At 31.1% G+C, this 9,101-nt stretch carries 12 protein-coding genes; 8 read left to right on the forward strand and 4 right to left on the reverse strand.

Going from position 1 to position 9,101, the window contains the following annotated elements; genetic code table 11:
• Window positions 1-31 precede the first annotated feature (31 nt).
• From DZ64_RS0105300 to DZ64_RS0105335, 8 genes are all read left to right on the forward strand, one after another.
• On the forward strand, window positions 32-421 hold the full coding sequence (locus DZ64_RS0105300) for a dihydroneopterin aldolase (protein ID WP_084029407.1): 390 nt from the start codon (window positions 32-34) through the stop codon (window positions 419-421).
• Window positions 422-476: 55 nt separating this feature from the next.
• Window positions 477-1,145 (forward strand): homeostatic response regulator transcription factor HsrA, encoded by a 669-nt coding sequence (hsrA, locus tag DZ64_RS0105305; RefSeq protein WP_024789713.1) that lies wholly within the window; start codon window positions 477-479, stop codon window positions 1,143-1,145.
• Between the two features lies 1 nt (window position 1,146).
• Window positions 1,147-1,404, forward strand: a complete 258-nt coding sequence (locus tag DZ64_RS0105310) for a YfhL family 4Fe-4S dicluster ferredoxin (protein WP_024787559.1) — start codon at window positions 1,147-1,149, stop codon at window positions 1,402-1,404.
• On the forward strand, window positions 1,404-2,864 hold the full coding sequence (locus DZ64_RS0105315; protein ID WP_024789714.1) for a Ppx/GppA phosphatase family protein: 1,461 nt from the start codon (window positions 1,404-1,406) through the stop codon (window positions 2,862-2,864). Before DZ64_RS0105310 ends, DZ64_RS0105315 begins: the two co-directional genes overlap by 1 nt.
• Window positions 2,861-3,331: a hypothetical protein gene (locus DZ64_RS0105320; protein WP_024787560.1), complete on the forward strand. Its 471-nt coding sequence runs from the start codon at window positions 2,861-2,863 to the stop codon at window positions 3,329-3,331. Before DZ64_RS0105315 ends, DZ64_RS0105320 begins: the two co-directional genes overlap by 4 nt.
• Complete coding sequence (locus DZ64_RS0105325; RefSeq protein ID WP_024789715.1) at window positions 3,315-4,394, forward strand: FAD-binding oxidoreductase; 1,080 nt, start codon at window positions 3,315-3,317, stop codon at window positions 4,392-4,394. Before DZ64_RS0105320 ends, DZ64_RS0105325 begins: the two co-directional genes overlap by 17 nt.
• Window positions 4,395-4,480: 86 nt before the next feature.
• Window positions 4,481-5,242 (forward strand): ABC transporter ATP-binding protein, encoded by a 762-nt coding sequence (locus tag DZ64_RS0105330; RefSeq protein WP_024789716.1) that lies wholly within the window; start codon window positions 4,481-4,483, stop codon window positions 5,240-5,242.
• A gap of 78 nt (window positions 5,243-5,320) precedes the next feature.
• Window positions 5,321-6,019: an ABC transporter ATP-binding protein gene (locus DZ64_RS0105335; protein ID WP_024789717.1), complete on the forward strand. Its 699-nt coding sequence runs from the start codon at window positions 5,321-5,323 to the stop codon at window positions 6,017-6,019.
• Here DZ64_RS0105335 and DZ64_RS0105340 read toward each other — a convergent pair.
• From DZ64_RS0105340 to DZ64_RS0105355, 4 genes are read right to left on the reverse strand one after another with little or no spacing between them, the layout of a single operon-like run.
• A complete protein-coding gene (locus DZ64_RS0105340) occupies window positions 6,008-6,886 on the reverse strand; it encodes a 3'-5' exonuclease (RefSeq protein WP_024789718.1) in 879 nt (292 codons plus the stop codon). The genes DZ64_RS0105335 and DZ64_RS0105340 overlap by 12 nt on opposite strands.
• The gene (locus DZ64_RS0105345; RefSeq protein ID WP_024789719.1) at window positions 6,867-7,520 is read right to left on the reverse strand and encodes a hypothetical protein; all 654 of its coding nucleotides are present in this window, start codon (window positions 7,518-7,520) and stop codon (window positions 6,867-6,869) included. The genes DZ64_RS0105340 and DZ64_RS0105345 overlap by 20 nt, the downstream gene beginning before the upstream one ends.
• Window positions 7,513-8,175: a Fis family transcriptional regulator gene (locus DZ64_RS0105350; RefSeq protein ID WP_024789720.1), complete on the reverse strand. Its 663-nt coding sequence runs from the start codon at window positions 8,173-8,175 to the stop codon at window positions 7,513-7,515. The genes DZ64_RS0105345 and DZ64_RS0105350 overlap by 8 nt, the downstream gene beginning before the upstream one ends.
• Before the next feature lie 20 nt (window positions 8,176-8,195).
• Entirely contained in the window at window positions 8,196-9,032 is an 837-nt protein-coding gene (locus tag DZ64_RS0105355) for a PDC sensor domain-containing protein (RefSeq protein ID WP_024789721.1), read from the reverse strand.
• Window positions 9,033-9,101 lie beyond the last annotated feature (69 nt).

Genomic DNA, 9,101 nt, shown 5'->3' on the forward strand with positions numbered 1-9,101 from the left:
GGTGAAAAGTGAAAAATTGAGGAATGGGAAAATGAGCGAAAATGAGCAAAGCGAATTAAATTTATCTGGCTGCCTGAAAAGCGGCTATGATGGAGAATTTACAATAATAATAGAAGAGCTGACTTTTAAGGCTATTATCGGTATTTTGGAAGAGGAAAGAACCGAAGAACAGCTGGTTGTTGTTAACTGCAAAATAGATTATGAAAATAAAGAAAATTTTATTAATTATGCGGATGTATGCGATTTAATTCAAAATTCAATTGTTAAACATCAGTTTGAACTGCTTGAGGATGCTTTGGTTCATATAGAAAAAAAATTATTAGAGAAATATCCGCAAATAAAAAAACTTTTTTTACAAGTTAAAAAACCGGAAATTTTAAAGAATGCTTTAGTCGGAGTGGAAATTTTAAGAAAATATTAATTTTTGATATAATTTTTTTATTTATTGAATATGTTTTTTTAATGAAGGAGAAGAAGTGAGGATACTTGTAACTCTTAAAGATGAAACGCTTAATCATCTGATTGTAAAAGCTCTTAATGAATCCGGATATAAAACAGACTCGGCATATACCATTAAGGATGCCAAATATTTTTTGGATGTCAGACATTATAATATGGTGATAGTGGATACAGATTTTACATTCAGCGAGGTGTTTAAATTTATAAATTTTGCAAAAGATTTATATCCCCTGATTAAAATAATAATTTTATCCAATGATATGTCTATGGACACGGAAATTAAGTGCTTAAAAATGGGGGCGGATGATTATATAAGAAAACCAATCAATTTTGATTTGCTTATAACAAGAATAAATGTTGCCCTGAGGGCCGGCAGGGAATCTCAGATTAAAATAAAAGATTTGATTATTTTAAAAGATGAAGAAAAAATAATATATAAAGGCAAAGAAACATCTTTTAAAAGAAAATCTTTTGAAGTGTTTATGCATTTAGCAAGATATCCCAACCAGGTTATTTCAAAAGAGCAGCTTTTGGATGCAATTTGGGAAGAGCCTGAACTGGTGACACCAAATGTTATAGAAGTTGCAATAAATCAGATACGTCAAAAGGTTGACAAAGTTTTTAAAATTGATACAATAAAGACCATTCGCCGCAGAGGCTATAAATTTTGTTATCCAAAGGAGTAATATGTCATTGAAAATAACAGATGAGTGCATTGCGTGCGACGCATGTGTTGATGAATGCCCAAACGGTGCAATTGAGGCGGGTGAGCCTATTTATGAAATAGATCCGGACCTTTGTACGGAATGTATAGAATATGGGGGTGAGCCTCAGTGTGTGCAGGTATGTCCAGTGGATGCAATTGTGCCTGATCCGGATAATGTGGAAAGTGCAAAAGAACTTAAATTAAAATCAGAATTAATACATAAAGTTGAAGAGGAATAATGGCCAAAATTACAGCCGTTATTGATATAGGTTCCAATTCGGCCAGAATGGCTGTTTTTAGGAAAACCAGCCGTTTTGGCTTTTATCTCTTAAGGGAAGAAAAAAGTAGAGTCAGAATAAGTGAAGGTGCTTATGAAAACGGCGGAAATTTACAAGATTTTGCTATTAAAAGAGCAATTAACGCCTTAAAGGAATTTCTTTTAATAGCAAAATCTTTAAAAACGCGCAAGATATTGGCCGTTGCAACTTCAGCACTCAGAGATGCCCCAAATAAAGCTGAATTTTTGAGCGAAGTAAAAAAATTAGGAATAAATTTGAAAGTTATTGACGGGGAAAAAGAGGCGTTTTTCGGCGGTATTGCGGTTGCCAATCTTCTTTATAAAAAAAACGGGGTGAGTGTGGATATCGGAGGGGGAAGCTGTGAACTCTCTTTAATAAAAAATGCAAGAGTGGAAAAAACGGCAACTTTGCAATTAGGCACTGTCAGGCTTAAAGAGCTTTTTTTTGATAAAAGCGATATTAAGGGTGCAAAGGAATATATAAAAAACGAATTAAAAAAACTGGATAGAAATTTCAAAGATGAAACTGTTTTCAGTATTGGAGGAACAGCAAGGGCCATTGCCCAGGTTATAATGAAAAAAAATGAGTATCCATTGGATATACTGCACGGTTTTTCCTATGAAATAAAAGAGATTGAATTTTTGGAAAGTTTAATCAAAAGAAGTGATGAAGAATTGTTAAAAATAGGAATCAAACCCGAAAGACTTGATGTAATAAGACCCGGGCTTTTGGTTTTTTGTGAAGTATTAAAATATTTAAAAGCAAAAAACATAATAACAAGCGGTGTAGGCGTGAGAGAGGGGGTGTTTTTAAGCGATTTACTTAGAAATGACAATCTGATTTTCCCAAGTAATTTTAATCCGTCCGTCAGGACTATAATAGATGTTTATAACATAAATACAAAAACAGCTTCTTACGAAACAAAAATAGCCCTTGATTTGTTTGATTTATTGAAAGATGAATTTAATTTAGACGAAAAATATAAAAGACATCTGAGCTTTGCAATAAAACTTTCCCGTGCGGGAGAGCTTATAGATTTTTACGAAGCCCACAAACATACCGATTATATTATCTTAAATTCCCTGCATTACGGTTTTTCCCATAATGACAGACTTTTAATCTCAAAAATAATAAGATTTTATAAAAGAAAAAAAATCAAAAAAAAAGAGGTAGAAAAATATAAATTTTTACTGCCTCAAAAAGATGTTATAGAAAAGCTTTGCAATATTTTCTGGGTTGCAAAAATAGTTAATCAAAATCTTTCCATGCCAAAAGTGACAATTAAAAAAAGTGACAAAAAAATAGTAATAGAAGGCGAAAATTTATATCTTGCAGGGGAAAAACTTAAAACAAGAAAACTTTTTTTTAATCTGGAAATTTTAAACAAAGGAGAGAAATGAAAAAAATATTATTGGTTTTGCCCTTAGTATTTTTGGGATGCAGTGTCAGTAATGCGCCTACAAAAATAAAAGAATTTACAAAATGTTATATTCATAAGCTTCCCGCCCCTTTTTGGGTCTGTTATGAAAACTCATTTATGAGTGTGGGAAAAATCCATACAAAAGAAGTTTCAAGACTCTCTCAGCAGGAGGCTTATTCTATCGGGATTAAATCATTAAGCGAAAAAATTTTGACTAAAACAAAAGATTTTTTAAGAAGGTTAAATACTGCAAAAAATATTTTGGATAAAGTAAAAGCCTTTGTAATAACAAATGCTGTAAATGAAGGAAACTGGTATGATAAAAAAACCCAGATTTTGTATGTAAAAGTGGATATTGATAAAGAACAGTTTAAAAATTTTCTGTTTTCCCTGCTTAGGGGATACGATAAAAAAGTATTAGAAACGGCATATGAAGAAAGTTTTTGATTTTGTCGTAATAGGAGCCGGAATCGCCGGAGTACTCAGTGCCTACAGATTAAAAGAATATAATACGCTTCTTATAGATAAAAAAGGAATATTAGAAGGCGCAAGCTCTGCAGCGGGCGCTTTTTTATTTCCTAAAATAGGAATTGACAGCCCTTATACAAGATTTATTAACGATTCAATAATTGAAGCAATCGAATTTTATAAAAAAAAGGGAATTAATACCCATACAAAAGGTGTTTTACTTCTTCCGAGAGACAGAAAAGATATAGAAAAATTTAAAACTTATGAAAAAGAGATAAAACTTCCATTCAGAAAAATCGATAACGGCTTTTTTTTTGACATAGGCAGTCTGGTTGAAGTTGATGATGTCAGGAAAAAAATAAATGTAAATTTTAAGCAGTTTGAAACTAAAAAAATAGAATTTCGAAACAGTGTTTGGGTAATTAATGATGCAATAAAAACTAAAAATATTATTCTTTCCACCGGATATGAAAATTTAATTGATATTCCTTATATAAAAATTAGGCCTGTTTGGGGGGAGAGGATAGAGTTAAGTGAAAAATGTAAAGTGAAAAATGAAAAGCTGGATATTTATTATCATAAGAACTGCTCTTTGGCTTATGTAAATGGAAAATTCAGAATCGGGGCAACCCATAAAAGAAACTGTCTGGAATGCAAAGAAAATTTAGAAGAAGCTAATGAATTAATAAAAAAAGCAAATGAAATAATGGAAATCGAAGGAGAAACAGTTTCAATTAAAGGTGGGCAAAGGGCCGCAAGTATTGATTATTTTCCTATAGTTGGTAAAATTATAGATGTAGATAAAACTCTTTTAAATGATAAACATATTGTAAAAGGCTCCATTCCAAAAGAAATTTTTTACAAAAAAGGTCTTTATATTGTAAACGGAATGGGTGGAAGAGGCTTTTCCAATGCCGTTAGTACTTCAAGAATATTGAAAGAAATTATTTTTGAAAATAAAGAAAGCTTTATGGATACCAAAAGACTTTTTGTTAAATGGGCGAGAAAAGAGGGGGAGAGGTATTTGAATTGTAAGTTATGAATGTTGAGTGGTGAGTGTCAAGTGGAAAGTTATAAATGTATAATGGAAAATGGAAGTGAAAAATGATAATGAAATAAAGGAAAGAAATGTTAAAAGTAGATAAAGTTACAAAACAGTTTGGCGGGGTCGTTGCTATAAAAGATGTAACTTTTCATGTAAAACCGACAGAAATTTTTGCATTGGTCGGTCCTAACGGAGCGGGTAAAACAACGCTTTTTAATATAATAACCGGTGCTTTTTCCCCTACAAGCGGCAGGGTGTTTTTTAAAGACGAAGAGATAACAGGCTTAAAACCAAATGAAATTGTTAAAAGAGGAATTGCAAGAACTTTTCAAAATATAAGACTTTTTAATTCCATGAATGTTTTGGAAAATGTTTTAATAGGCTTTCATAATCATATTGAATATAATTTTTTTGAAGCAATTTTCAGATCTCCCAAATTTTTTAAACAGGAAAAAGTTCATAAAGAATTGGCTATGGAGATTCTTGAATTTTTAGGAATTGAAAAATATGCCTATGTAAATGCAAAAGCCTTAAGTTACGGTAATCAAAGAAAAGTAGAGATAGCAAGGGCACTGGCAACAGAGCCTGATTTACTACTTCTTGACGAGCCTGCGGCGGGAATGAATCCAAAAGAGACAGACGAACTTGCCGAAACCGTTTTTAAACTGAGAGAAATTAAAGAAAAAACAATTCTTTTTATCGAACATGATATGAAATTTGTCCAAAAAATAGCCGACAGGGTAATGGTTTTGGATTATGGAAAAACAATTTTTGAAGGAAAGCCTGCCGATATGATGAAAGATGAGCAGGTTGTTAAAGCATATCTCGGAAATATTGAAGTATGAAACAGTGAGTGGTGAAAGCCTGCCCGGCCGCTTGTAAAGCGGCGGGGTGGTAAGAAGATAAAATGATAAAGGATTGAGATGCTGAATGTTAAAAATTTAAAAGTAAAATACGGAGTAATTGAAGCTGTGAGAGGAATTGATTTTAATGTAAAAGCCGGAGAAATTGTTACTATAATAGGTGCAAACGGGGCAGGAAAAACATCCACGCTTAATGCTGTTTTTAATTTAGTAAAAAAAGAGGGAAATATTCAGTTTGTTGAAGGTGACATCTCAAAAATACCGACACATCAGATTGTAAAAAGGGGACTTGCCTTAGTACCCGAGGGCAGGAAAATATTTATCAATTTAACGGTTGAAGAAAATTTAAAAATCGGCGCCTTTTTAAATGATGAGAATTTTGAAAGGCTGAGGGACGATATGTATAGACTTTTCCCGAGACTTAAAGAAAAAAGAAATAATTACGGGGGAAGCCTGAGCGGAGGTGAGCAGCAGATGCTTGCAATCGCCAGGGCATTGATGAGTGAACCTAAAATGCTGGTGTTGGATGAACCGAGCCTCGGGCTTGCCCCTATTATTGTAAAAGATGTGTTTGAAATATTACTTAGATTAAATAAAGAAGAAGATGTGACAATTCTTCTGGTTGAGCAAAACGCCGGTGCCGCACTTAGAATTGCAAACCGCGGATATGTAATGGAAAACGGCCTTTTGGTTATGGAAGATGAGGCAGACAATTTACTTCAAAGTGATGAAATTAAGAAAAAATATTTAGGAGGATAGTATTTCCCCTATTTTTTTCCTCATTCCCTTGCTCATTTTCATATTATGATATGCCCATGAAAGATACTGAATATCAATTTCTGCCACATCTTGAATTAACATACCTTTATATTTACCGACCCCGAATCTGTATTCCGGCTCAATATCCAGATTTTCCAAATGGTGTTCTATGGAATATTTTACATCCGGATCAAGGTCTGTAAGACTCAGCATATATTCTATATAATCAGGGTCTTTTATCAATATGTCCCTTATATTTTCATATTTATATTTTCCCTGGTAAAATTTGTCATATAAAACCGGTTTTTTTGTAAGTTCTATTAATTCATCAACTGTTTTATCAAATTCTTTTACTAAATACTGCAGCAGTAAACCTAAAACAACAACATCTCCTAATGCATCATGGGCATTGATTTTAATATCGTATTTTTCGCATATATCTTTTTCTTTTTTGTAAAGTCCAAGGGCATATCTGTTGTATTGAAGTGAATATTTACTTTCTTTTATCAGATGTTTTAAAATTCTGAATGTGTCTATTACCTGAAAAAACGGGTTAAACCCTTCTTTTTTAAGCATTTCCAAATCAAATTCGGCATTATGAATAACAACTACATTTTCAGGAGAATTTAGTTCTTTTAATCTTTTATATACATCTGTAAATTTTAATTTGGGTTTATCTTCTATCATTTCATTTGTAATATGATGAACAGCCATTGCCTCAAAAGAAATAGGTATCCCGGGATTTGCAAGGGTGTCGTGAATTTCTTCTATTTCAAGATTTCTGTTCATTACAAGAAAACTCAGCTGAATTATTTTGTCTTCTTCCCTGTTTCCTGTTGTTTCCGTATCAAGTATTATTATTTTCATCCAGTTCCTTAATTAACGGTATTTTTATGGAATATCCCTCTTCATGATTTTCAATTTCAAAAAAATTTGATTTTATTCTTTTGAAAGGGGGCGTAACTATGTCAATTTGGGCAAGAGGATATTTTTTAGTATCTATTTTTATATATTCCCCCACAAGTATTTTTGAGGTTATTTTAGCTTTTTTAGAGTTTTCCAGCATTTCAAAAATGATATTTATCAGCTCTTTTTTGTTTAAATAAATTTCAGGAATTGAAGGGTCGTAAAAAGTGGTAATTTGAACATTCTTTAATTCCATATAATCTTTTACAAATTCAAGAAGCATTGAAAATTTTACTTTTTCAAGATTATTCAGTGTTATGTTTTTTTTATCTGTATTTATAAAAAACCTGATACCGAGTTTTTCTTCATAAAAACCGATTGAATAACCATTAAATTCAAACTTGTCAAATTTTACCAATTTAAACTCTGTTTTTATACCATCTTTCGGGGCATTTTTCAGCGCAAATTCAAATACTTCTTTTTTATTTATATAAGAAAGAAATATTTCAGCTTCTTGATTACAGTAAACAATATTTGATTTGTAATCAAATATTATCAAAGGGTTTATATCATATTCACACCAGAATTTAAACATTTAGAGCCTTCATTTTTTTTGTAAGTGTGACTCTGTTGATTTTTAATCTTTCAGAAATTTGAAGTTTGGAATGGTATTTTTCTTTCATAGCGCTAAAAAGTATTTTTTCAAATCTGTTTATTTCTTCTTCATATGTCGAATGTTTTTCTTTTAAATATTCTTTTAAAATTTTGTAAATTTCTTCCATGCTGGGTTTAAGGAGCTCTTTATAAACCTGTTTTTTAAGTGAATTTAAATTTTCACTGATATCCGGATTTTGAATTTTAATTTTTTTATCAATTTTAAGCTCTTCCTTTGCCTTTTGTATAAAATATTCCATAAAAAATTCTATATCTTCAGGATGCTCAGTTAAGGGCTTCAATTCAATTTCAAAAGCAAAATATTTTTTTAATATTGCTTTGTCCATAGGCTTTTCGCCTGTGGCAATTAATATGGGAATATTTTCATAAAGCATGGGGTTTTTATCAAAATTTTCAATAATGCAGGGATAATTTGTATTTATATTATTGATAATTGCATTGGGTGAAATATATTTGGCAAGGGTTGTTTTTCCGACACCTTTTTCTCCCCAAATATATACGCTTAAATTAAGCTCCCTTGACATATCAGCCAGATTTTTTATTTTTGTTAAATATTCAGAGTTGGCTAAAAACATTTACACCTTTTTGAAAAGTATTATATCAAATTCTTTCTTTTTACAAAAAAAGCAACACTCCCCATCATTAAAGAAATTCCTACAAACAGATACAGAGCGTTAATCATTTTTTCAGGATAATTAAGAGAAATTTTAAATACAAGCATCAATACTTCAATACAGAGGGCTATCATAATGGAAAGAATAAATTTTATAAATGTTTTAAATTCCGTTTCTTCCCTTTTATAACTTTTAAAAAGTACCCCCTCAAGAAGCGTTTTCGCCAAATCGAAAATAGCCACAGCGATTGTAATATAAATAATAGGTTTAAAAAAATCCATAATTTCAAGGTTGTGTATATGGGTAAGTACTTTAAATAAAGAAAAACCGAGCATCAAAAAAGCAAACAGTGCCATTAAAATACCGCTTAAAAAATAAAAAGACGATGTAAGCCTGTCAAAAAAAGGGTGAATTTCAAGCAGTTTGAATCTCTCAAGCAGTTTTTTGACATTAAAATCCAAAAAAATGAATTTATCGTTTTCTTTTTTTACTAATGTTACGCATAAATTTCCGCTTGCAGAACTTTTATAGGCTTCAGAAATGGCAAAATCGGTATTTTCAAATTTTTCCAAAAGGTAATCTCTTTTTATGTTTTTTTGAGAATTGTCAGTTCTGTTTCTGTAATAATTTGGTGAAATTTGAATTTTATTGCTTGTATCGACAACATAAACCAATTCCAAAGATTTAAATAAATCAAACAGTTCTTCGAAATTATCTTTTTCGAATTTTATCAAGGAATTGAAATTTTCGACAGTGTTTTTCAAAAATGATTTTATGTTTTCTTTATTATTGTTGTAAATTTCAATTAACTCATTCATAAGTTGCCTTTTTACAAAATAAAAGATAGATAAATACAGGGGTCCCCGAAAAACCGATAGGTTTTTTGG

Origin of the sequence: Lebetimonas sp. JH292, from assembly GCF_000523275.1 — a bacterium.
GTDB lineage: Bacteria > Campylobacterota > Campylobacteria > Campylobacterales > Nautiliaceae > Lebetimonas.

Coding starts and splice junctions, on each gene's coding strand:
- DZ64_RS0105300 (WP_084029407.1), top strand. CDS start 32: ATGAGCGAAAATGAGCAAAGCGAATTAAATTTATCTGGCTGCCTGAAA.
- DZ64_RS0105310 (WP_024787559.1), top strand. CDS start 1,147: ATGTCATTGAAAATAACAGATGAGTGCATTGCGTGCGACGCATGTGTT.
- DZ64_RS0105315 (WP_024789714.1), top strand. CDS start 1,404: ATGGCCAAAATTACAGCCGTTATTGATATAGGTTCCAATTCGGCCAGA.
- DZ64_RS0105320 (WP_024787560.1), top strand. CDS start 2,861: ATGAAAAAAATATTATTGGTTTTGCCCTTAGTATTTTTGGGATGCAGT.
- DZ64_RS0105325 (WP_024789715.1), top strand. CDS start 3,315: ATGAAGAAAGTTTTTGATTTTGTCGTAATAGGAGCCGGAATCGCCGGA.
- DZ64_RS0105330 (WP_024789716.1), top strand. CDS start 4,481: ATGTTAAAAGTAGATAAAGTTACAAAACAGTTTGGCGGGGTCGTTGCT.
- DZ64_RS0105335 (WP_024789717.1), top strand. CDS start 5,321: ATGCTGAATGTTAAAAATTTAAAAGTAAAATACGGAGTAATTGAAGCT.
- DZ64_RS0105340 (WP_024789718.1), bottom strand. CDS start 6,886: ATGAAAATAATAATACTTGATACGGAAACAACAGGAAACAGGGAAGAA.
- DZ64_RS0105345 (WP_024789719.1), bottom strand. CDS start 7,520: ATGTTTAAATTCTGGTGTGAATATGATATAAACCCTTTGATAATATTT.
- DZ64_RS0105350 (WP_024789720.1), bottom strand. CDS start 8,175: ATGTTTTTAGCCAACTCTGAATATTTAACAAAAATAAAAAATCTGGCT.
- DZ64_RS0105355 (WP_024789721.1), bottom strand. CDS start 9,032: ATGAATGAGTTAATTGAAATTTACAACAATAATAAAGAAAACATAAAA.